The organism is Aquamicrobium terrae, assembly GCF_052978165.1.
The window spans coordinates 3,107,623-3,129,212 of the sequence record NZ_JBRKLZ010000001.1 but is presented as its reverse complement, the minus strand read 5'-3'; the positions used below and the strand labels follow the sequence as shown (position 1 = coordinate 3,129,212).

Sequence of the window (21,590 nt, the reverse complement as noted above, 5' to 3'; positions counted from 1 at the left end):
GCCTATTCATCGGAATCCTCCTGCCACACGCCCTTTTCCTTCAGGCTGTCGGCGACTTCCTTGGGCATGTAGTTCTCGTCGTGCTTGGCCAGCACGCTGTCGGCGACGAAGCCGCCGTCGGCCCCGAACGCGCCCTCCGTGATGACCCCTTGCTCCTCGCGGAACAGGTCGGGAAGGATGCCCTTGTAGGTCACCTTCACGGTCTCATTGGTGTCGGTGACGCCGAACGTGACCATCGCATCCTGGCCGCGAACGATCGACCCCTTTTCAACGAGCCCGCCAAGACGGATGCGCTGGCCGGGCTGCACATCGGCGGTCGCAAGATCGCCCGGCATGTAGAAATAGGAGGCCTTCTGGCCCAGCGCGACGAAGGTCAGTGCGGTTGCGGCACCCAGGAAAGCCAATCCTCCGACAATGACAGCTAGCCGTTTCTGCTTGCGGGTCATGATGCCTATTCCATCATTTTCAGGCCATTCGATGAAGCGAAGGCAATGAGCGTGCGCGCCTGTTCGCTGTTCGCTCCGAATACCGAGATCGCTCGGCTCAGCGCATCGCGCGCCTTTGTCTCGTCCCCCAGAACCAGATGCGAGCGGATGAGCTGCTTCCAGCCTTCCTCGTCCTTCGGGTTCTGGCGCAACCGCTCGTCCAGCCGCTCCACCATGCCGGCGATCATCCCGGCACGGTCCTCGCTCGACATCGAGGCCGCCGCTTCCATTTCTTCCTCGCTGGGCGCCCGCGCGACCGGCGCCTGGCCAGCCTGTGCAATCGCCTGCTCGGCCGCGGCGCGCCATGGCGAATCCTCGGGCAGATCCTCGCGCATGCGCGTCCAGGCCGCCACCGCCTCATCCACGCGCCCATCCTGCGCGGAGGCCATGGCCAGGAAGAAACGGGCCTTGGGGCTGGCAGGATCCTGCTTCAAGGCGGCATCGAACGCTGCGCGCGCCTGCGCCTCGATCTTGCCGCCGGAAGCGTTCACCATGGCCTCGCCGAGCCCCTCCTGGCGAGCGGCATTCGGGCCGAGCAGCTTGATGGCGTTGTCATAGGCGCGCGCCGCATCGGCAAAGCGCTGCATGCGCATGTAGATCGGCGCCAGAACGTCCCAGCCCCTGCCGTCCGACGGATTGGCTGCCAGATGCGCTTCCGCCCGGGCAACGAGTTCGTCGACGGTGCTGTCTGCCGGGTTCTTCGCCAGTCGTTCGGCAAGTGGTTGGGAAGGCAGGTCGGGCGAGCCGAGGCGGGCATAGACACCCCAGCTGATCAACGGCACCGCCAGCACGGCGATGATGGAAACAAGGCGCAAGGTGGAAGACGAGGCGCCGCCGGCGTTCCCCTCGTCCTTTCCGCCATCGCCGAGACGCAGGATCCGGCGTCCGATCTCGGCACGCGCCTGCTCGGCTTCAGTAGGCTGGATCAGCCCGCGCGCGAGGTCGCGGTCCAGCTCCGAAAGCTGGTCGCGGTAGACCTCGAGATCGTGCGCACTGTCCGCGGTGGCGGATTTGGGTCGTGCCGCGAGAGGCAGCAGAACCGCCAGACTCGCGCCCAAAGTCAAGACAGCGGCAATCACCCAGAACAACATGCTGCCTAAATAGCCTTGGCATCGCTGGCTGCCAACATGGCGGGCCTGCGACCCTTTGACGATTCTTCGTGAAGATCCGCCCGGAGGCCGCTCAGGTCAGCGGCGTCCAGCTTCCATCCGGATTGCGGCAGGCCGTTCCACGGGCGCTGACCCCGGCGCCGCCGGCGTAGACCGTATGCGTGTATTGCCGGCAATCCTGCGACCCGACCCGATAGGGCTGCGCCGCAACGACTTCGCCGTAACGATTGGCCTGGCTGCCTTTCCAGGTCACCGGCTGGCCGCTGGCCGTATATTCAAGCGCCCTGTATTCCGCCTCGAGGCCGCTGCGCCTTTCGCTGCCGCTCAAGCCGGAGCCGATCGGGCCGCTGACGAGACCGCCGCCCATGGACGAAATCACCGTCGATGAAAGCTGTCCTCCCGGCTGGGTGGTGCTTCCTGCTGTCGCACCCCTCCCAAGACCGGTCGTGCCGCAGCCCGCAAGCATCAGAGACCCTGCCACCAGAACCAGACGAACGCTCATTTCATCCCCTGCCCGTTACCGCCGCATTTTCCGGACATTGCCAGCGCTAATGCTCCTCTTTGGCCGAAATTTGATCTGTCGGACCGACGCCCGTCATTCGATGCTCCTCAACTGGACCACGGCTTTCAAGCCGCCCAGCGCTCCACGTTCCAGGCGCAGCCTTCCGCCATATTCATTGACCAGATCGGTCACGATAGCCAGCCCAAGACCGGTGCCGGGCTTGCTTTCGTCCAGCCGCCGGCCCCGCTTCAGCGCCTCGCGCGCCTTGTCCTCGGGAATTCCCGGTCCGTCGTCCTCGATAGCGATCTCGAACACATCCGGCTCGCCCTCCACCTCCGGCAGCGGCGCCACCGATATGGCCACCCGGCCCTTGCCCCATTTCATCGCGTTTTCGAGCAGATTGCCCAGCATCTCCTCGAGGTCCTCGCGCTCGCCGGCAAATATGATCTCGTCCTCCGGCAGGGCAACCGACAGTTTCATGTTGGGGTTCAGCTTGCCGATCACCCTGGCAAGGCGCTCCACCAGCGGCTTGACGGGGGTGCGATAGACCACGCTGTCGCGCTGGGCGGCCACGCGCGCTCGTTGCAGATAGTGCTCAACCTGTTGCTGCATGGAGGCCGCCTGCTCGGTGATCAGCCTGCCTTTGGTGCCGCCCAAAGCGCGGCCCTCGTTGAGCAGCACGGCCAGCGGCGTCTTGAGCGAATGGGCGAGATTGCCGACCTGGGTACGCGAACGCTCGACGATGCGCCGGTTGTTCTCGATGAGCGCATTGGTCTCGTTGGCAAGGGGCTCGATCTCGGCCGGGAAACGGCCGTCCAGACGATGGGCGGTGCCTTCGCGCACCATGGCGAGTGCATTGCGCACACGCCGCAGCGGTTGAAGGCCATAAAGAATGGCAGCGGCGTTGATGGCGATCATGCCAAGGCCGAACAGCGACAGATAGATGAGCAGGCGGCGCTGGAATGCGCCGATCTCCTGCTCAAGCTCGCTTTCATTGCCCATCACGCGAAAGCGCGCGACGCGGTTGCGGGTATCGAGCACAAACTCACTCTCGAACACCGCCAATCGCTCGCCGGCCAGGCCGTCGGCAAAATAACTGCGTTGGAATTCGGTGTTGAAAGGCACTTCCGTCGGGCTTGGCGAGGGAATGGCTCCCGTCATCGATGACGAGCGCAACCCGCCCGTGATCCCGGAGGAGGCCGGCTCCACCGCCCAGTACCAGCCGGATTGCGGCTCGGCGAAGCGAAGATCGCCGAGATCGGGCGCGCCTGTCAGCACCCCGTTGTCGGAAATGCCGACCGAGCCGATCAGGTTGAACAAGTGCGCCGAGAGCAGGCTGTCGAATCCGCGTTCGCTCGCCTGCCTGTAGAGGGTGGTGATCAGCGTGAAGACGACGACCTGCGCCAGTATCGCCCATATGGTCGAGAAGGCGATGACGCGGAAAGTAAGCGACCGTGGCCACAGCCGCACTCGGCCCAGCCTGCCCAGACGTCTGGCGGAGCGCGAAGACGGATTTGCGGCCAGCTTCTGCGAGTTCAAGCCTCCGGCTCACGAATACGGTAACCCATGCCACGCACGGTTTCGATGAGATCGATGCCGAGCTTCTTGCGCAGACGCCCCACGAACACTTCGATCGTATTGGAATCGCGGTCGAAATCCTGGTCGTAAAGATGCTCGACCAGCTCGGTGCGGGAAACGACTTCGCCCATATGGTGCATCAGATAGGCCAGAAGCCGGAATTCGAGCGACGTCAGCTTCAGCGGCACCCCGTCCACATCGGCCTTCGAGGACTTGGTGTCGAGGCGGAGCGGACCGCAGACCAGTTCCGATGACGCATGGCCGGCGGCGCGCCGGATGAGCGCGCGAAGCCGGGCCAGCACCTCTTCGATGTGAAAGGGCTTGGCCACATAGTCGTCGGCGCCGGCATCTATGCCGGCCACCTTGTCGCTCCAGCGATCGCGCGCGGTCAGCATCAGTACCGGCATCTTGCGGCCGTCGCGGCGCCAGCGCTCGACCACGCTGATGCCGTCCATCTGCGGCAGGCCGATATCGAGGACCACGGCATCATATGGCTCCGTATCGCCGAGGAAGTGTCCTTCCTCCCCGTCATAGGCCTTGTCCACCACATAGCCGGCATCGACCAGGGCGTCGGAGATTTGCCTGTTCAGATCCTGGTCATCCTCGACGACGAGCACACGCATAAGAACGATCCTGCCGATAGCGGCCAGTCGGCCAAAGTCCTGTCAGATATAAAGCGATTCCGGTGCCATTCAAACGCGGGGCGAATCAGCCCTTCGGCACCACGACTTCAGTGCGGCGCGGCCGTTCTCCGTCCTTGCCCGGAACCAGCACGACGATGACGCACACCGCCTGCCCGCCTCGGTTGGCCTCGGACGCCCTGGCCAGCGTGCCTCCGTTCTGCGCGGCGACCTGCTGCCCGATCGAATAGCAGTCGGCAGCGGCCGCCGGCGGCGCCAGCACAACGCAGGCGCAAAGCGCCAGCATTGTCGACCGGATCGTGTTTCGTAGCTTTTCCATGTTCGCCGTTCTAACTTGCCATGGCTGAACGTGAAATGAATACTGGCCGCACTGCCTATCTCTCCCCCAATCAGGCATCGCATGTCCGGCACCCTGCCTCGACGGAGGGGCCGCGGGCGATCCTAGCCTATCCTGTCCTTTGCAGACAACCTGCCAAGAATGGCGATCAGGGCGGCAACGGCACTCACGCCCTGCAGCAAGGTATCGGTAATCAAGGCGCCGTCCGCCGCATCGACCGGCAGGCCCACCATGCCGGCCGCGCCGGTCACCACCGCGACGACGGAGGCCCATATGGTGCGCGAGAGATACCAGGGTTTGGTTGCCGTCATCAGCCATTCCTTTCCTATGTAGCTGTTAAAAAAGACGCAGCAGGGCAGTTCCCGGAAGCCCCCATCCGGTCGGCCCGCCGAACTGCCGCACCGTCACATCGAGCGCCTCGGGACGTGTTCCGAAATCCGCGAACATGAGATCCCCGGAATAGAGCCAGCGCGGCTCCGCTACCGTGACCGTGCGCCGCACCTGCCCATCTGCGCCGGCGATCTCAAGCCGGTACTCTTCGCGCTCTTCACCAAGCGGGATATCGGGCGCATCCCAGCCATCGGCATCGAGCCGGCCGCGACGAATCCACGACAGCAGCACATCATTCTCGACGCGCTGCGCTTTGAAGTGCACCGGCGGCAGCGGCAATTGCGCCCGCAGGCCGCCGACATGCCGGCCTATGGCAAAATGGAGATCGGATATGTCCATCCCCGTCGGCCCGACCTGCCAGTTGAGTTCGAGCCCGATTTCACTGGCACCGAGACCGGCCGGCACCACCGCCTCGTCGAGAATGACGAAGTCCGAACCAGGCGGCGCGCCGTACGCCATGGCGTCGACGGTTCCCAATTGTCCCCGCAGCAATTCCGACAGACGCCATTTCTGCGGCTGGATCTCCTCGGCTCGCCGGAACTGGAGCACTTCCCACATGCCCGCCGCCGAACGGACGGCGGCGGCATTGGCGCCGTTGAGCATTTGCAACAGGCTCACACTTTGCGCGTCCGCGTCGAACAGTTCGACCTCGATCGATCCGCCGCGGGAAAGCCTGGCTTCGAAACCCGGCTGAAGCGGTTCGAGCAATTGCCCCACCGATGCCGGCCGTGTCACCAGTTGCCGGGATGCAAAACCTTCCCCCTCCGGCGAGGCCAACACGATCTGGCTGCGCCACGGCTTTTGCCATACGGCCACGCGGAACTGGTCCGTCGGCTGGGTCCCGCCTGCGCCTGCCGGCAGGTCGAGGAACAGGACATGCGGCTGCCCCGCCACCAGCGAGGGCGGGCCCGCCGCCGGCAGCACCATTTCACGCAAGGGGCTCGGTGCCGTGCTGACGATCTGCCGCGCCTCGACCTTACGCGTGATTCCGTCCTCGGTGCCGGTCACCAGGAAATCGGAGGCCGAGCCGGACGAAGGCAGCCGCACCACCGCGCCGGGCACGATATCTGCGCTCGGTTGCGGCACCGCGAAGGATACGGTCTCGCGCTGATACCAGACGCGTTTCAGCCAATCCTCCAGCAACGCACCGGCATGCCCCGGTTCAAGCACACCAGGAAAATTGGTCACCTGCTGGCGCGAGCCTACCGCCCCTGCCCGTGCGCGTCGGACGGCCGCCGCCTGATAGTCGCTCGCCGGATTGATGAAATTGAGCAGGGCTTCGGCCGGCAGTTGATGATCCGGATTGCGGATCGTTTCCAGCGTGGCCGCCTCGTCTTCGACAACCAGCTCGTCCACATCGAGCACAGGTTTCCGGTTTACCCCCGCGCGCTCGATGACCAGCCGGCCGGCCTCCTCGCGAGCACTGAGATCGAACAGGTCAGCAAGCGGTTCGAGCGCCGCCCGCGCCGTCGTCGGATCGGAAATCACATAGCCATGCACGGAACCGTCGATGTCCCCGACAATGGCGTCCGCATAGCCGTGATCCTCAAGGATCGCGGCAATGAGCGCCGCCACGTCGGGGTTGGCCAGCCGTCCGTTCAGCCAATGGCCACGGCTCCAATGGCCGCCATCCGACCACAGATCGGTCCGTTGCGGAAAGGCCGGAAAAGGTCGTGTATCCCAGGCCCAAAGATAGGTCCGCTGGCAGTCCACCATGCGGCCGCCATAGACCGGCGAAAGCGGGTTTTCCGCCCCGGCGAAATCGGCGGAGGACGGGTCCCAGTGCGCCAAATGGGCTTGAAGGAAACGGCTTTGCGCCAGATCGGAGCGCCCTTCGGTCGAGAAATAGGGCGTCGAGTTTTCCGCCGACTTCGGGTCCGGAAACACGTTCGGTTGGTTCGGTCCCTTGTCCACTGCCGGGCATCCAAGCTCCGTGAACCAGATCGGCTTGCCCTTCGGCACCCAGGCTGTCGGAACCGGTTTCTCGACACCGCCCGCCCGGTCGAAATGCTGGTTGGACCACCAGTTCGCAATATCCTTGTAGCGGAATACCCAGGGCTTGCCATGCGCGCCGTCGGCAATCGGCACCCGCGCGCGTGCCTCCCGCGCCTCGGCATCGGGATAGTACCAGTCGAAGCCCTCGCCGCTGGCGATGCCAACCCGTAGGCCTCGCAAATCATAAGGGCCGGCAAATCCGTCCGGATTGCCGGCCCCATAGTCCGCATCGCGCCAGTCGGAAAGCGGCATGTAGTTGTCGATGCCGACCGCATCGATGGCCGGATGCGCCCACAGCGGATCGAGATGGAAGAACACGTCGCCGGAACCGTCGGTCGGGTGATAGCCGAAATATTCGCTCCAGTCGGCGCCGTAGCTGATGCGCGTTGCCGACCCGACGACCGCCCGCACATCCGTCGCCAGCAAGCCAAGCTGCTCCACGAAAGGAAAGGCATCGGCCTCGTCGCGCAAGGTGGTGAGGCCGCGCAACTCGCTGCCGAGCAGGAAGGCGTCCACGCCCCCGGCGCGGGCGGCCAGATGCGCATAGTGGAGAACAAAGCGCCGATAGCCCCAGTCGGCCCCGCCATTGAAAGAGATCGTGTCGCCAGCAGGAAAGAATTGCGTCCGCTGCGCCGTCCCGCAGAACGACGTGACCTGTGCCCTCGCCGCCGCCGTCCGGTCCGTGGTGCCCGGCTGAAAAGGTGCCGGATCGCAGGTGATACGCCCCCGCCATGGATAGGCAGGCTGATGTGCCTCGCCATAGGGATCGGGCAGCATGTTCCCCGCCGGGACATCCATCATCACAAAGGGATTGAGCGTCACCTTGAGTCCGCGTGCCTTGATCTCGGCAATGGCCTCCATCACGCTCCGGTCCGAGGGAGTGCCGCCATAAGCCGGCCCACCGTCATGTTGGGAGACAACCCTGGCATCCGGCCTCGAAAGGCCCGACACGCGCCAGTCAGCGGAAAACGAGCCGCCGGCGCTGGTCGTCGTCATCGGCCGGACCGTGCACGCACCGGCCCGCAGATCGTCGCCAAACCAGGCGACGACCAACGCCACATGCTTCAGGTTCGGGCAGGTCTGCTGCAATTCGTCCAGCGAGGCTTCGAGATCGGTTCCGGCAAACAGCACATTGCGGTTCACGTAGCGCTCGTCGCCCGGACGCCTGCGGCTGGTCACGGGCCTGGTCGAGAGCCCGTATTCCGTCGCGCCCGGTAGCAGCGCCACGGCCTGGACGGCCCGGTGCAGCCGGCCCACCGGCCGGATCACCTCGAATTGCAATTGCGGAATGCGATTGCCGTAGTCGCCGATATACAGGCGCTCGACCACCACATAGGCAGTGCCGCGATAGGCCGGCGCGTTGCCCGCCCCCTGCCTTGCCTCGATCAACGGGTCCGGGAACTGGGTCTCGCTGCCGTTGTAGACCCTCAACTGCACCGTTTCACGGTCGATCTCGCGCCCGTCCGCCCAGATGCGCCTGATGCCCGCGATCTCGCCCTCGCACAGCAGGAAGGTGGCATTGGCATAGTAGGAATATTCGGTGACTTTCGGGCCCATCTTGCCCTGACGCCGGGTCGAGCGGCTCTCCTCGAACCGGGTCGCCCAGATCAGCGTGCCACCCAGCCGCGCGGTCCCGTAAAGGCGCGGGATCGGCGCACCCTCTTCCGCGCCGAACGGGCGCGCGTGGGCCAGTCGCGGCCCCTCGATGCGTTGCGTGCCGTTGATCAGCGCACGGTCGAGCGCATAGCCGGCCATGGCGCCGATGGCCGAGCCGATCGCACCGCCGACGGTGCCGAGGAAGCCGCCCAGATAGGCTCCGGCCGCCTGCAACAGGATGGTCGCCATGAAATGCTCCGGCTGTGGTCACGTTTGGGGAAAAGCGAAGACGCCGGCGATCCGCCGGCGCCATTGCGGCACAAGGGCAGACAGGACCACCTGCCCGCCGCCCTCATAAGCATGCACGAACCGGTCTTCGGCCACGGCGATACCGGCATGTCTTGCCGGCAGATGCGGCCGCCAGCGGAAGATCAGCAGGCGACCAGACAAGGGCGCGTCGGCACCGCATGCCTCGAAATGGTGGCGCGCGCCCGCCAGCATCACGTCCCGCGTATCGACGCTGGCCCAATCGGGAGCATAGTCCTGCGGCGCCCCCAGTTCGCACCCGTAAAGCGCGCGCCACACCCCCTTCACCAGCCCGAGGCAATCGCAGCCGATCCCCTTGGCGCTCGCCTGGTGCCGGTAGGGTGTGCCGATCCATGACAGCGCCTCGGCCGCCACCCGCGCATCCATCACCGCACCACCGGGCCGCCGTCGAAGACGCCGCCATCGGTGACATAGGCATAGGCGGCGTCATTGCCGGGCAGATGCGGAAAGCCACGGAAGTTCAAGGCATTGGCGAATTTCGCCTTGCAGGTCGCGAAGGAATGGTCGCAGCCGGCCACGAGGGCAAACGCATCCCCGGCACCTATCGGCGGCCCGACGCCCGCCTGCAATGTCAACACGGCCGATACCTCGCCCGCTCGATGGTCGACGATGCGCTCCATGCGCCCCTGCCGCGCACCGCTCGTCCAGAGCAGCGTACCGAAGGAGAACCAGCCGGTCTCGATACCGCCAAGGCCGGAAACGCGCAGCATGTCCGGCCCTTCGACAGCTTCCACCGCACCCGCCCCGTTGAAAACAGGCTGGCCGAGATCGACCCCGCAACGCCCGTCGCCAAGCTCTGCATCGCATTTGCGCGTCACGTAGCGCCCGTTGGGCTGGTCAAGCCTGTGCACGAGGCTTTCCAGTTCGGCCACGAACCGCCCGTCAGCGCGGGTGATCTTGCCGACGGTCGCCGTCCTGACCAGGGCGAATTCCTCCGGCCTGCGCCAGTTGACGAGAAATGTCTCGACCGCTGCCCCGTCATAGAGACCGGCGGCAATGTCCTCGTCCCTTATGCGGTCGGAAGACAGCGCCCCTTCGATATCGACGGTATCCACGGACAGTCCGAGCGACTGGCGCGCCTCGCTGGCGCTCAGGCCGGTCTCGGGCTCGAACACGGTTCCATCGACAGCCAGGCTGCGGTCATGGTCGGTGAACCCGGTCACATGGCCGTCCTTTCGGCTCAGCCGCCAGCAATGGCATATGCTCGTCACGTCCTGCGCGAAGTGGTCGAGCAGCGACTGCGGACAGGCGCTCATGGCTGCACCTCGATCAATGGAATGGAAGGTATCTGTCCAGCCTTGAAGGCTTTGAGGCTTACCGACAGCCGGTCCGTGTCGAAGCGCACCGGCACGTCGAACTCGAAGCCTGCCGTCACCGGCTGCCCATCGGCCGGAGCCTTTCCGGCACCGAACAGAACCTCTCCCGTAGCGGCATCGAAGCTGAAATCCTGAACCGGCGCTTCCGTGCCGCCCACGGCTACGCGCAAGCTTCCGGCAACCGGCCTGTCGATGGGACGCTGGTAAGCATCCGCCCCTGCTCCATATGTCTTGATCAGCGCAAAGCGACGCGTCGCGCCGTCGCCGATGCCAAGAGCCTGATCGAGCGGCGACGGACTTTTCGTCGGCGCGCAGGATTTCATGTCGAACGGATCACGAAAGCGGAACGCATGCAGCGAACCGCGCCGCGCCTCGAAGAAGGCCAGCACCTCGTGCAGGTCCTCCAGCGACCGCAGCCCCGTGCCCGCATCGTAATGCCGGCGCGAATGGGCAAACCGTGCATTGCGCTTTTCGCGGCCGGAAGTCAGCGCCACGATTTCGTTGCGCCGCTCCGGCCCGCCAGTCGCCCCGAAGGAGACGGCAAGCGGAAACAGCACGTCATGGAAGCTTGCGAGCTCGGACACGCATCACCTCAGAAGGTTCGTGTTCCGCGAGACACCGCACGTGCGAGCATGCCGGTGATCTGCGCTTCGGATTTGCGGAACGAGGCGGCGTCCTGCGCCGTCACGTTGAAGACGACATTGACCGGCGCGCTTGCCCCGCCGGCGGCAACGCCGAGGCTGCCGTCCGCCCCGCGCCGCAGCGGCAGGATCGCCTCGCTGCCCGCCTCGCCCATGAGGCCGATCTGCCCGCCCATCGGGAAATAGGTCGGCGACGAAACCACGCCGCCGGATGCGAAGGGCACTACACCGCCCTTGGCGAAAGGCAAAGCTCCTCCCAAACCGCCCAGCAGCCCCGAGAACAGCGACCCGGCCAGCGATTGCAGCGGCTTCAGTCCTTGCGAGAGCGCCATGCCGGCCAGGTTGAGCGCCAGCCTGCGCAGCACGTCGTCCAGTTCCTTGCCGCCGACAGCCGCCTGTTTCATGGCCCCGGCCAGGTTGGCGCCGAAGCCGTCGGACAGCTTTTCCAGATTGGCGAGCGCCGTCTGGAACGGCGCGACATCGGCCTTGATGGCCACCGTCATATCTTCGGCCATGCTCTGCCTCCTTCGTCATAAGTGTCGGGAAATGCCCGCATCAGTTCCGCCAGGTCGGCGCGCCGGGGTGCAGCCTGCCGGCGCGCCGAAAACGGCCGCGCGGCCCGCTCGAACTCGATCGGCGTCATCGCCCAGAAATCTCTCGGGGAAAGCCGCAGCAGGCCGAGACCGGTCGCCATGACCTCATCCCATGGAAAGGCCGGCCCGCCCGCTGCGGCGCTCAAGGGTGCGGCGCGGCATCTCCGTTCGAAGGGCCGCCGAACGTGGTGGTCAGCAGATCGCTCACGATTGCTGCGAAGCCGGCCGCGCCGCCCGGCGCGCTCATGCGCCCGACATCCTCGTCGCTCACCGCTTCGCCGGCCCCGCGCAGGCCAGCGCCGATGATGCGGATCATGTCGAGCGCCGAAAGCCTGCCGCTGGCGAAACGCTGCACCAGCTTGCCGAGGTCGTCGGCCGCGAAGGCCGCCTCCAGTTCAGCCAGCGCGCCCAGCGTCAGGCACAGCCGGAACGACTTGCCGTCGAGTTCGGTGGCGATCTCGCCGCGTCTGCGGTTGACGCTCATGGCGTCACCGCAAAGCTGATCTGGCCCGCCGATTCCAGCGCCACCTCGAAGGTGACCTCACCGTCATGGGCGCCGGTATATTCCAGCGAAGTGATCTGGAAGGGCCCGGAGACCACGCCGAAATCCGGCACGGCAAGCTGCCAGTCCACGATAGCGCCGGCAAAGAAGCACTGCCGCATCAGCGCATCGGACTGCGCATCCTTGAAGATGCCGGAGCCGCTCACCGCCGCGCGCTGCACGCCGCTGCCGGCCAGCAGCTCGCGCCAGCGGCCGGCCGAATCCGCATCGGTCACATCCACCGTCTCGCTGTTGAAGGCGATGCGCTTGGTGCGCAGTCCGGCGACGGTGACGAAAGCGCCCTGCCCGTCGGAATCGATCTTGAGAAGAAGGTCCTTGCCCTTCTGTGCGACCATATCGGTCTCCCTGATTGCAATGGAATGGAAGCATCAGCCGGCGTCCTCGGTCACGGCGCGCAATCGCAGCAGGCCGTGATGGACGGCAATGTCGTCGTCGAACGTCACTTCCGCGAGTTCGAAGCGGAAGTTGACCAGATGCTGGCTGTCCAGAACCAGCGGCCCCTGCAAGGCGCCGCGCACGGCATCGAGGATGGCGAAGGCCTCCTTCTTGCCCTTCGCCTTCGACCAGACATGCAGCGTGACAAGATGTTCGAGACCGCGTTCGGTCGATGTGCTCCAGTCGAAGACGCTCGTCCGGCCGAAGGTCACGTAGGGAAATGTGGCATCCGTGGGCGCCCTGTCGAATATGCTGGCGCCGCCCAGCAGGGCGACAAGCGCCGCATCGCCCGTCAGCGCCTCGAACATGGTCCTTTGCAGGTCAGCGCAAGCCGCGGTCATCGCGCGCCTCCTCCGTCTCCTGCCGGCCGGGATTGCGCGGCGATGCCGGCCGGCGAAGTTCGATCCGTTCGGCCAGTTCATGCGCCTTCCAGCGCAAGGCGCGCACCAGCCCATCGAGCGTCAACGCAATGCCCATATTCATGTTCCGCCCTCCTTCACCCGGCAGACCAGGTAGCGGCCGGTCTCGTCCGGGTCGTGCACCGTCACGATTTCGAAGATCCGGCCGCCACGCTTGAACCGCATGCCGCCCTCGATGCCGGCGCGCTTGCGCAGGATGATGCGATGCGTCACCGTTTCCAGCGTCTTGTCGGCCCCGAAACGGCTTTGCGCCGCCAGGGGCTCGACATGAGCGAAAACCGTCGCGACCTCGCTCCACTGGTCGGAAAATCCACCCATACCGTCGGCCAGCGCCTCGGCCTTTTCGAGCGCCAGCTGGGTGCGCAGCGCGCCGGGGTTGAGGAACGAAGCCAGCATCTAGAGCCTCCGCGTCCGGAACGGCGCGATCAGCCGGTCATAACCGGCCGGATAGCCGACCGGCTGGTCCTTTGGACCAAAGGCGGTGCGGAATTCGTACCAATGCGCCACGAGAAGCAGCATCGCCCGGCGCAGGAGGTCGGGCACGTCGGTTCCCGCCTCGCCGAAGCCGGCGGTGAAATCGATCTCGATGCCGTTCATGGCCCGCAGCGCCGCAGGGGGCCGCGCAAACATCATGCGTGCCGGCCGCGACGCGGTATCGGCCTGATAGGTGGCCGGATCGATCAGCGAAGTTTCGCCATCCGGTCCATAGGCCGTCACCGAGAGGATTTCGCGCACGGGATGCAGCGGAATCGACACCGCGCCGCTGCACGGCCATGTGTCCAGCGCCAACCTCCAGCTCTGGTCGATCAGCGCAAGGCCGGTCGCCCGCTCGACCTCCTCGCGCGCGGCCCGGATGAGTCCCGCCAGCAGGTCATCCTCGCTGGAATGGTCGATGCGAAGATGGGCCTTCGCCTCGGCCGGCGTCACCGGCTCGGCGGAAGGCTCCACGGTTCTGATCAGCGTCATGCAATCGCCTTGTGATGGGGACAAAAAAGCGGCCCCGGCAGAGGAAACCGGGGCCGCGTCGGCAGTTACGTCGCGCGGGTGTGGCTTAAGCCGTGCCGAACTTGATCAGCTTGATGGCGTCAAAATCCTGCACCCCGCCGCCGACGCGCTTGGTCGTGTAGAACAGCACATAGGGCTTGGCGGAATAGGGATCGCGCAGCACGCGCACGCCGGCGCGATCGACCACCAGATAGCCGCGTCCGAAATCGCCGAACGCGATCGGCGTGGTGTCGGGGCCGATGTCCGGCATGTCCTCGGCCTCGACCAGCGGGAAGCCCATCAGCATGGCGTTCTGGCCGGGGCCGGCCGGCGGCTGCCAGATATAGTTGCCGTCGCCGTCCTTCAGCTTGCGGATCGCCGCCTGCGTCTTGCGGTTCATCACCCAGTGCGCATTCTGGCGATAACCCGCCTTCAGCGCATAGACGGTGTCGATCAGGATGTCGGATTCGTCATCGGCCGCGAAAGCGCCGTCCACGCCGGTCAACGTGTAACCGATGGAGCCCCACGCCCAGGAGGTCTCGGCAACCTTGGTGTACTCGAGAAAGCCCTTCGGCTTGTTCGTGCCGTCGCCGGATACGAACGCCGCCCCTTCCTGCTCGGCGAAGGCGGCCTCGACCTCAGCCGAGATCCATTGGTCGAGATCGACGATCGCGTCCTCCAGCAGCGTCGCGGTCGCGGCCGGCATGGCGTAAAGCTCCATGGTCGGGAACTGCAATTCCGCCAGCGTCGCCGTGTTGGTCTGCGGGCGCGCCGCCGTTTCCGCCACCCAGCCGACTGCCGGGCCGTTGACCGCGAACGGCTTCTTCAGCACGGCGGACGACACCTGCCGCACCGAGGCGATGGCCCGGATCGGCGAAATCGCGGCAAGCCGCTTGCCGATTGCGGCCTCCGTCTCCGCCGGCACCAGATAGCCGCCGTCCTGGCCCGAGCCGTAGGACATGGCCTTGGTGTCGAGCGCGCGCAGATGGCGATCGTCGCCGCTGCGCATATAGGCATCGAAGGCTTGGCTGTGCTCCGAAGCCAGCGGCGCATGTTCGCGGTCCAGCACCGGCCGTGCTCGCTTCAGGGACAACCGGTCGATGGCCCGCTTCTGTTCGTCCAGCGTCTGGGAAATGCGCTCCACCTTCTCGGTGGTCACCACATCGGCACCGAAGCGGCGTTCCATCTCGGCCAGCTTCTCGTCATTGCTTTCCTTGAAGGCCTCGAAGGTGGACATGAACTCGCCGAAGGCGTCCTTCAGGTCCAGATAGTCGCCGCTCAACGACTTGGTTTCGAGCGGCTGGGCAGGTTGCGATGCATTCATAGAGAACGTCCTTTCGGGTTGATGATGCTTATGGCGTGGCGGATCGCCTTGGTGAGGTGGCGCACGCCGCCCTCGTCGGCAGCGTGCGGCTTGCGGCGCTTCGCCTTCACGGTTTCGACACGGGCGGCCGGCTGCATGGGAAAGGTCACCACCGAGATTTCCCACAGGTCGGCCTCCAGTATGCGGCGGGTGCCGCTGGCCGCGTCGCGCCTCGTGCGCACGGCCTTGAAGCCTATGGAGAGGCCGTCCAGCGCGCCGCTGCGCAGCAGCGCCAGCACCTCATCGGCGCGCTGCACGCCAGGCGTGAGCCGGCCCCGCACGAACAGGCCGCGCCGGTCCTCCCGGATTTCGGTCCACACCCCGATCGGCTGCGCCGCGTCATGCTGGTAGAGCATGCGGATGCCGGAAACCTTCCGGCGGCGCAGCGACTTGGCGAAAGCGCCGGGCTCCACCACGTCCTTGCCGAGGTCGACCACGCCGAACAGGCTGGCATAGCCGGAAAAGCTGCCGTCCGGCTCGACCTCGTCGACGGTAAGCTCAACGAATTTGCGCTCATAGCGCAGGGCAGACGCGTCAGTTTTCATCGTCGTCGCCTCCCGTTTGCCTGCGGGCCGACCGGCCGGGGCGATACTGGCCCAGAAGCTTGAGCACGAAACCCAGCGCCCACCAGGCGCACAGGCTCGTCAGCGCCGATCCCATCAGCATCATTTCGGAGGAACCGATCCGCTCCTCGATGCCGAGGTCGGTCACGACCTTCAGGCCGGCGGTGCCGCCGAACACCAGGCCGCACATCACGCCGACGATGAAGCGCGATGCCGCTTCCCGCCGCCCCTGCGGCAATATGTAGACCAGCGATGCGGCCGAACCGGCGATTGCGCCGGCCCCCTTTGCCGCCCACAGCCAGCTTCCCTGCGACATGTCGGTCATGACAGGTCTCCTTCCTCGTCATCCGCGGCGCGGCTGGTAGCCGACTGCCTCGCGTTTTTCATCGTCCGTCAGGAAGGAAGCGGCCTCCAGGCGTGCCCACAGCGCATCGCGGTCGCTGGTCAGCCCGTCGACCCGGTCGGCGTCGTACCAGAGCCTCAGGCCGTCTCCGAAGACCGGTGCTATCCACGCCGAGAGGTCCTTGGCGGTGCGCGCCACCAGCGGCAGCACGGTCAACCGGTAGAAGGCCCGGTTCGCTTCCTGATAATTCGCATAGGTGTTGTCGCCCGGAATGCCGAGCAGCATGGGCGGCACGCCGAAGGCCAGCGCGATGTCGCGACTGGCCGAATGCTTGGCCTCGACGAAGTCCATGTCGCGCGGCGTCAGCCCCATCGCCTTCCAGTCGAGCCCGCCTTCCAGCAGCAGCGGCCGGCCGGCACGGTTGGCGCCCGCATAGCCCTGCTCCAGTTCGGCCTTCAGCCGGTCGAACTGCTCATCGGTCAGGTTGCCGCCTTCCTTCGGCGCATAGACCAGCGCACCCGAAGGCCGGGCGGAATTGTCCAGCAGCGCCTTGTTCCAGCGTCCGGCCGCATTGTGCGTATCGAGCGCCATCAGCGCCGCCTCCAGCGGCGGGAAGCCGTAGTGGTCCTCCAGCGGATGGAACAGCGTCAGATGCACCGCGCCGCCGGCATCGAGCGCAACCCGCCGCTTTGCAGCACCCTCGCGATGATCCAGCGCCACAGGCCAGCCGGCGGCATCCGTCGCCACGGTCACCCGGTCGGGACGCAGGAGATGCAGTTCGCGCGCGTCCGCGCCTGCTTCCACCAGCTCGACATAGGCGTTGCCGGCAAGCAGCAGATGCCCATAGAGCGCTTCCAGAAAGGTCGCGCCGGCCTGCCGCTGGTTCGGCCGCTCCAGAAGATCCAGCAGCGGATGCGCCTCGATCTCCCTGGCCCCGGCATAAAGCAGCCAGGGGATGCTGGCCGCCGATTCGGCGATCAGCCGCACCGCGCGGTGCACGATCGGGTTGCGCATGAAGCCCTCGCGAGCCAGCGTCGCATAATCGCGCCGCGTCCAGTTCGCCTCGCCCTGCGCATGAAAGGCGATGAAGCCGGATGGTCCGGCTTCCTTGCGTTCAAGGCGCGCGCCGCCATTCCCCGCGCTTCGGGGCCAGGGCCATTTCCAAGCCATTGCTGATCCTGTCGGTTAAAGAAAATCGCGGATGCGCGGGGCCGGACCCCGGCCGGACAACAGTTCTGTGATCGCCCAGACCAGCGCATCCATGCGGTCGGGCGAGCGGCCACCGGGCAAACCGTCCGGGCCGAAATCGCACATTTCGTCTTCCAGCTCGGGAAAGCGGCCGGCATGGCGCACCCTGCCCTGCTGGTAGAGTGCCGCCACCGGCTCGGCCCGCAGCCATTTTCCACGGCTCGCCCGCACCGGCTTTACCGGCACGGCGGGGTCCACGGTATGCAGCACCGCCGTCGCCATCTCGCCGCCCTGGTTCACTTCCACCACGATGCAATCCGCCTCAAGCCGGTGAAACAGGGCAATGGCCTTCGCTGCCCATTGCCGGGGCTTGGCCGCCCGCACCGTCTCGTCGGCCAGAACAACCGCAAAACCCTGCGCATCCAGCCCCGCCGCGACGACGCCGCAGGCATCTGAGGTGCGGCGCGAGCTTGCCGGTGGGTCGACCGCCACCACGATCCGCTGCAATTCTGTGCTCGCCGCAGTCATCGCCGCCTGCTCCAGCATGGCGCGCGACCACAACGCGTCCTCGCGGTCCTCGATCAGTTCACCGCCAAGCTCCTGCCGCCCCAGCCGCGTGCCCGCATAGCGCCGCTCGATCGCCTCGATGAACCCGGGCGCCAGATTGGCGCGGTTCTCATGGGTGCCGAGCCTCGTCAGCATCATGGAAGGATCGGCCAGCAGCCGCTTCATCAGCGGCGTCGAGCGTGGGGTGGTGGTGATGAGCTGGCGTGGCCTTTCGCCCAGCCTGAGGCCGAACTGCAGCATGTCGTAGGTCGCCTCGGCATTCTTCCACTTGGCCAGTTCATCGCACCAGGCAGCCGCGAATTGCGGCCCGCGCAAGCTTTCCGGGTCTTCGGAAGAGAACGCCTGCGCCACCGCCCCGCTCGGCCACAAAAGCCGGCGCCGCGACGCCTCGTAGCGCGGCCGGTCGTCGCGCGCCACGCTGGCAATGCCGGAAGCGCCGTCGATCATCACTTCGCGCACATCGCCCAGCGTCTCGCCCACCAGCGCGATCAGCCCGTGCCGGTTGCCGGGCCGCGCGAAAGGGGGCAACCCGCGCGCCAGCGCGATCACCCATTCCGCACCCAGCCGGGTCTTGCCCGAACCGCGCCCGCCCATCACCAGCCAGCCGGCCGGGTCGTGCCCAAGCTGGAGCTGGCTGGCACGCCCGCAGATCAGCCATTCATGCGCCGCCTTCCACGCCTCCTGCGGCTGCAGATTTCTCCTCAACCATTCGAGTTGCGAGTTCGCCCGCAAGCTCGACGATGCGTTCCTCAATTCGTCGCAGCGTGTCGGCAAGGTCCTCATTGTCCCTGATCTGGTTTTCCCTGGCGGCTTCTTCCGGCCGCATGATTTCGCCGATCTTCTCCAGGCCGCGGATCATGGCGATCAAGCCGTCGATGGCGCCCTTGTCGATGCCGCCGCCGTCCTCGGCCGCGCGGCCCAGTTCCTCCACCTTGCCGAGGACCATGCCGGCCGCCTTGCGGATGCGGGCCGAAACATCCTGCGGGCCGGCCTCGGTCAGCTTCCAGCCTTCCGTGTGCGCGAGCCGCCGCAATGTTCCGGCAGATCGGCCGCTGGCCAGGGCCAGGCGCTCGATCGTCGCATGTCCGCCCTCGGCCAAGGCCCGCAGCGCATGCAAACGAGCCCGCCGCCCTGCCGTCAGCTCCGGCATGGTCCTCACCCCATTCGACATGATGGAAATCCGATCGCCCGCCGACTGGCCGGTTCGTATGGCCCGAACCGCCTGCGCCAGTCACACTTTCTTGACGATAACTGAACACTATCAGAGCAGCGTTACGGTGTCAAGAATAAATTCCTAGGAATTTTCGCCTATGGAACCGTTACACGCTGCGATTGAACGATCTCCTCTTGCTGGGCTTGCCGGTTTGGAGGAAAAAGAAATGAGCGGGGTGGTTTCGAGCGGGTTGTCGTCCGATCACCTTTGTGCAGCCGGGCAGCATGTAGATGGTCAGTCCCTTGGAGCCGAAGAAGAAACGCGGACGGATCGCCGCCTTCCTGCTGGCGATCGATGCCTGGCTCGATTCCACGCTCTATGAGGTCGGCTTCAAGGCCCGTGAATTCTGGGAGGCCGCGACCGTCTTCTTCCGCCGCTTCCGCGTGAAGGGCTGGCGCCGCGGCATCATCGAGATCCTCAGCGAGGGCTTCACGCTCGGCACAGGCGGCGCGGTTGTCATGCTGGCGCTGGCCATGCCGGCCTTCCAGGAGACCGGCGGCGACTGGCGCGCCCAGGACGATTTCGCCGTCACCTTCCTCGACCGCTACGGCAACGAGATCGGCCAGCGCGGCCTGATCCAGCGCGATTCGGTGCCGGTCGACCAGATGCCCGATCATGTCATCAAGGCGGTGCTGGCGACCGAGGATCGGCGCTTCTTCGAGCACTACGGCATCGACGTGCTCGGCCTCATCCGTGCCATGACCGAGAACGTCCGCGCCAATTCGGTCGTGCAGGGCGGCTCCAGCATCACCCAGCAATTGGCCAAGAACCTGTTCCTGTCCAACGAGCGCACGCTGGAGCGCAAGATCAAGGAGGCCTTCCTCGCCCTGTGGCTGGAAGCCAACCTCTCCAAGAAGGAGATCCTCCAACTCTATCTCGACCGCTCCTATATGGGCGGCGGCACTTTCGGCATCGAGGCGGCGGCCGACTTCTATTTCGGCAAGAGCGTGCGCGACCTGACGCTGGCCGAGGCGGCCATGATCGCCGGCCTGTTCAAGGCGCCCAGCAAATACGCCCCGCATGTCAACCTGCCAGCGGCGCGCGCCCGCGCCAATGTCGTGCTGTCGAATCTCGTCGACAGCAACTTCATGACCGAGGGACAGGTCCTCCAGGCGCGCATGCATCCGGCCGATGTCGTCGATCGCGGCGACCGAAAGAGTCCCGATTACTATCTCGACTGGGCCTTCGAAGAGGTCCGCAAGATTGCCGCGCGCTCGCGCCAGCATTCGCTGGTCGCCCACACCGCCTTCGATCCCAACCTCCAGCAGGCGGCGGAAGAATCGCTGGAATTCCACCTGCGCCAATACGGCAAGGAGTATCACGCCTCGCAGGGCGCCATCGTCGTCATCGAAACCAATGGCGCGGTGCGCGCCATCGTCGGCGGGCGCGACTACGGCGCCAGCCAGTTCAACCGCGCCACCAAGGCGCTGCGCCAGCCGGGGTCGTCCTTCAAGGTCTATGTCTACGCGACGGCGGTGGAACACGGCTTCACGCCGGACACCATCGTCTCCGGTGCGCCGATAAGCTGGGGCGGCTGGCATCCCGGCAACTACAACGGCGCCTCCGCCGGCCGCATGACGCTGACCACGGCATTGGTGAAGTCGATCAACACCGTCCCGGTGCGGCTCGCCAAAGACAATCTCGGCATCAAGCCGATCAAGGAACTGGCCGAGGCCATGGGCGTCGAATCGACGCTGGAATCGCACAAGACCATGGTGCTCGGCACGTCGGGAATGACCGTCATGGACCAGGCGACCGGCTACAGCGTCTTCCCGCAGGACGGCATGGTCGGCACGCGCCACGGCGTCACCCAGCTCGTCACCCATACCGGCGAGGTCATCTACGATTTCGCCAAGGATGCGCCGCCGCCGCATCGCGTCCTGTCCGAACAGGCCGTATCGTACATGAACACCATGCTGGTTCAGGTGCCGGTCATCGGCACCGCCCGCCGCGCCGCCCTGCCCGGCATCGTCTCGGGCGGCAAGACCGGCACCAGCCAGTCCTACCGCGACGCCTGGTATGTCGGCTTCACCGGCAACTACACGGCCGCCGTCTGGATCGGCAATGACGACTACAGCCCGACCCGCAACATGACCGGCGGCTCGCTGCCGGCCATGGTCTGGCAGCGCCTGATGGCCTATGCGCACCAGAACATCGACCTCAAGCCCATTCCCGGCATCGCCCAGCCCTTCGTCGACACCGCCACCGCGGCCAAGGCCGAGGAAGCCGCCAAGGCGGCCGCGCAGGCCGAGGCCGACCGGGAAGCCGCCGAGCGCCCGCCGGTCCTGTCCAGCCGCACCACGCAGCTCCTACGCCTGATGAACCGGCAATTCCTGTCCGCGCCGGCCCTGCGGCCGGAAGCCGAGCCGGAGACGGTTTCGGCGCTGTGACCTTCCCCGCCGCTTGCCAGAAGCGCGCCCGGCGCGGTAACTCCCCTTCGACG

General features: G+C 66.0%; 26 protein-coding genes. 1 reads left to right on the top strand and 25 read right to left on the bottom strand.

Features of this window, described 5'->3' with window-relative positions; all coding sequences use genetic code 11:
- Positions 1-2: 2 nt before the first annotated feature.
- The 25 genes from ccmE to ACVCNR_RS15295 form a co-directional block, all read right to left on the bottom strand.
- On the bottom strand, positions 3-446 hold the full coding sequence (ccmE, locus tag ACVCNR_RS15415) for a cytochrome c maturation protein CcmE (RefSeq protein ID WP_447075399.1): 444 nt from the start codon (positions 444-446) through the stop codon (positions 3-5).
- Positions 447-451: 5 nt separating this feature from the next.
- Positions 452-1,576, bottom strand: a complete 1,125-nt coding sequence (gene ccmI, locus ACVCNR_RS15410; protein WP_354192944.1) for a c-type cytochrome biogenesis protein CcmI — start codon at positions 1,574-1,576, stop codon at positions 452-454.
- A gap of 91 nt (positions 1,577-1,667) precedes the next feature.
- Positions 1,668-2,096 carry an RT0821/Lpp0805 family surface protein gene (locus tag ACVCNR_RS15405; RefSeq protein ID WP_354192945.1) on the bottom strand — a complete coding sequence of 143 codons (429 nt, stop codon included), beginning with the start codon at positions 2,094-2,096 and terminating at the stop codon, positions 1,668-1,670.
- A 93-nt stretch (positions 2,097-2,189) separates the two neighbouring features.
- Entirely contained in the window at positions 2,190-3,566 is a 1,377-nt protein-coding gene (locus tag ACVCNR_RS15400; RefSeq protein ID WP_435521538.1) for an ATP-binding protein, read from the bottom strand.
- A gap of 65 nt (positions 3,567-3,631) precedes the next feature.
- A complete protein-coding gene (locus tag ACVCNR_RS15395) occupies positions 3,632-4,297 on the bottom strand; it encodes a response regulator transcription factor (protein WP_354192946.1) in 666 nt (221 codons plus the stop codon).
- 85 nt (positions 4,298-4,382) lie between these two features.
- Positions 4,383-4,634 carry a hypothetical protein gene (locus ACVCNR_RS15390; RefSeq protein WP_447075398.1) on the bottom strand — a complete coding sequence of 84 codons (252 nt, stop codon included), beginning with the start codon at positions 4,632-4,634 and terminating at the stop codon, positions 4,383-4,385.
- A gap of 122 nt (positions 4,635-4,756) precedes the next feature.
- Positions 4,757-4,963, bottom strand: a complete 207-nt coding sequence (locus ACVCNR_RS15385; protein WP_447075397.1) for a hypothetical protein — start codon at positions 4,961-4,963, stop codon at positions 4,757-4,759.
- Between the two features lie 25 nt (positions 4,964-4,988).
- The gene (locus ACVCNR_RS15380) at positions 4,989-8,882 is read right to left on the bottom strand and encodes a baseplate multidomain protein megatron (protein WP_447075396.1); all 3,894 of its coding nucleotides are present in this window, start codon (positions 8,880-8,882) and stop codon (positions 4,989-4,991) included.
- An 18-nt stretch (positions 8,883-8,900) separates the two neighbouring features.
- Entirely contained in the window at positions 8,901-9,326 is a 426-nt protein-coding gene (locus ACVCNR_RS15375) for an NlpC/P60 family protein (RefSeq protein WP_354192951.1), read from the bottom strand.
- Positions 9,326-10,216 (bottom strand): phage/gene transfer agent baseplate hub protein, encoded by an 891-nt coding sequence (locus tag ACVCNR_RS15370; protein ID WP_447075395.1) that lies wholly within the window; start codon positions 10,214-10,216, stop codon positions 9,326-9,328. The genes ACVCNR_RS15375 and ACVCNR_RS15370 overlap by 1 nt, the downstream gene beginning before the upstream one ends.
- Positions 10,213-10,860 carry a phage distal tail protein, Rcc01695 family gene (locus ACVCNR_RS15365; RefSeq protein ID WP_447075394.1) on the bottom strand — a complete coding sequence of 216 codons (648 nt, stop codon included), beginning with the start codon at positions 10,858-10,860 and terminating at the stop codon, positions 10,213-10,215. The genes ACVCNR_RS15370 and ACVCNR_RS15365 overlap by 4 nt, the downstream gene beginning before the upstream one ends.
- An 8-nt stretch (positions 10,861-10,868) precedes the next feature.
- Positions 10,869-11,432 (bottom strand): phage tail tape measure protein, encoded by a 564-nt coding sequence (locus ACVCNR_RS15360; RefSeq protein WP_447075393.1) that lies wholly within the window; start codon positions 11,430-11,432, stop codon positions 10,869-10,871.
- Positions 11,417-11,656, bottom strand: coding sequence for a phage tail assembly chaperone (locus ACVCNR_RS15355; RefSeq protein WP_447075392.1), 240 nt, complete (start codon positions 11,654-11,656; stop codon positions 11,417-11,419). The genes ACVCNR_RS15360 and ACVCNR_RS15355 overlap by 16 nt, the downstream gene beginning before the upstream one ends.
- A complete protein-coding gene (locus ACVCNR_RS15350; RefSeq protein WP_447075391.1) occupies positions 11,653-11,994 on the bottom strand; it encodes a gene transfer agent family protein in 342 nt (113 codons plus the stop codon). Before ACVCNR_RS15350 ends, ACVCNR_RS15355 begins: the two co-directional genes overlap by 4 nt.
- Positions 11,991-12,407: a phage major tail protein, TP901-1 family gene (locus ACVCNR_RS15345; protein WP_447075390.1), complete on the bottom strand. Its 417-nt coding sequence runs from the start codon at positions 12,405-12,407 to the stop codon at positions 11,991-11,993. The genes ACVCNR_RS15350 and ACVCNR_RS15345 overlap by 4 nt, the downstream gene beginning before the upstream one ends.
- A 33-nt stretch (positions 12,408-12,440) precedes the next feature.
- Positions 12,441-12,848: a DUF3168 domain-containing protein gene (locus ACVCNR_RS15340; protein WP_447075389.1), complete on the bottom strand. Its 408-nt coding sequence runs from the start codon at positions 12,846-12,848 to the stop codon at positions 12,441-12,443.
- Positions 12,829-12,990, bottom strand: coding sequence for a hypothetical protein (locus tag ACVCNR_RS15335; protein WP_354192961.1), 162 nt, complete (start codon positions 12,988-12,990; stop codon positions 12,829-12,831). The genes ACVCNR_RS15340 and ACVCNR_RS15335 overlap by 20 nt, the downstream gene beginning before the upstream one ends.
- Positions 12,987-13,322 carry a phage head closure protein gene (locus ACVCNR_RS15330; protein ID WP_447075388.1) on the bottom strand — a complete coding sequence of 112 codons (336 nt, stop codon included), beginning with the start codon at positions 13,320-13,322 and terminating at the stop codon, positions 12,987-12,989. Before ACVCNR_RS15330 ends, ACVCNR_RS15335 begins: the two co-directional genes overlap by 4 nt.
- Positions 13,323-13,892 (bottom strand): head-tail connector protein, encoded by a 570-nt coding sequence (locus tag ACVCNR_RS15325; protein ID WP_447075387.1) that lies wholly within the window; start codon positions 13,890-13,892, stop codon positions 13,323-13,325.
- Positions 13,893-13,977: 85 nt separating this feature from the next.
- Positions 13,978-15,234 carry a phage major capsid protein gene (locus ACVCNR_RS15320; RefSeq protein ID WP_447075386.1) on the bottom strand — a complete coding sequence of 419 codons (1,257 nt, stop codon included), beginning with the start codon at positions 15,232-15,234 and terminating at the stop codon, positions 13,978-13,980.
- A complete protein-coding gene (locus ACVCNR_RS15315; protein ID WP_447075385.1) occupies positions 15,231-15,818 on the bottom strand; it encodes an HK97 family phage prohead protease in 588 nt (195 codons plus the stop codon). The genes ACVCNR_RS15320 and ACVCNR_RS15315 overlap by 4 nt, the downstream gene beginning before the upstream one ends.
- Positions 15,808-16,161, bottom strand: coding sequence for a DUF6107 family protein (locus tag ACVCNR_RS15310; RefSeq protein WP_354192966.1), 354 nt, complete (start codon positions 16,159-16,161; stop codon positions 15,808-15,810). Before ACVCNR_RS15310 ends, ACVCNR_RS15315 begins: the two co-directional genes overlap by 11 nt.
- A gap of 18 nt (positions 16,162-16,179) precedes the next feature.
- Positions 16,180-17,349 (bottom strand): phage portal protein, encoded by a 1,170-nt coding sequence (locus tag ACVCNR_RS15305; protein ID WP_447075384.1) that lies wholly within the window; start codon positions 17,347-17,349, stop codon positions 16,180-16,182.
- Between the two features lie 15 nt (positions 17,350-17,364).
- A complete protein-coding gene (locus tag ACVCNR_RS15300; protein WP_354192969.1) occupies positions 17,365-18,639 on the bottom strand; it encodes a DNA-packaging protein in 1,275 nt (424 codons plus the stop codon).
- The gene (locus ACVCNR_RS15295) at positions 18,593-19,105 is read right to left on the bottom strand and encodes a hypothetical protein (protein WP_354192970.1); all 513 of its coding nucleotides are present in this window, start codon (positions 19,103-19,105) and stop codon (positions 18,593-18,595) included. Before ACVCNR_RS15295 ends, ACVCNR_RS15300 begins: the two co-directional genes overlap by 47 nt.
- A 272-nt stretch (positions 19,106-19,377) precedes the next feature.
- Here ACVCNR_RS15295 and ACVCNR_RS15290 point away from each other — a divergent pair, with 272 nt between their 5' ends.
- Positions 19,378-21,537 carry a transglycosylase domain-containing protein gene (locus tag ACVCNR_RS15290; RefSeq protein ID WP_447075383.1) on the top strand — a complete coding sequence of 720 codons (2,160 nt, stop codon included), beginning with the start codon at positions 19,378-19,380 and terminating at the stop codon, positions 21,535-21,537.
- Positions 21,538-21,590 lie beyond the last annotated feature (53 nt).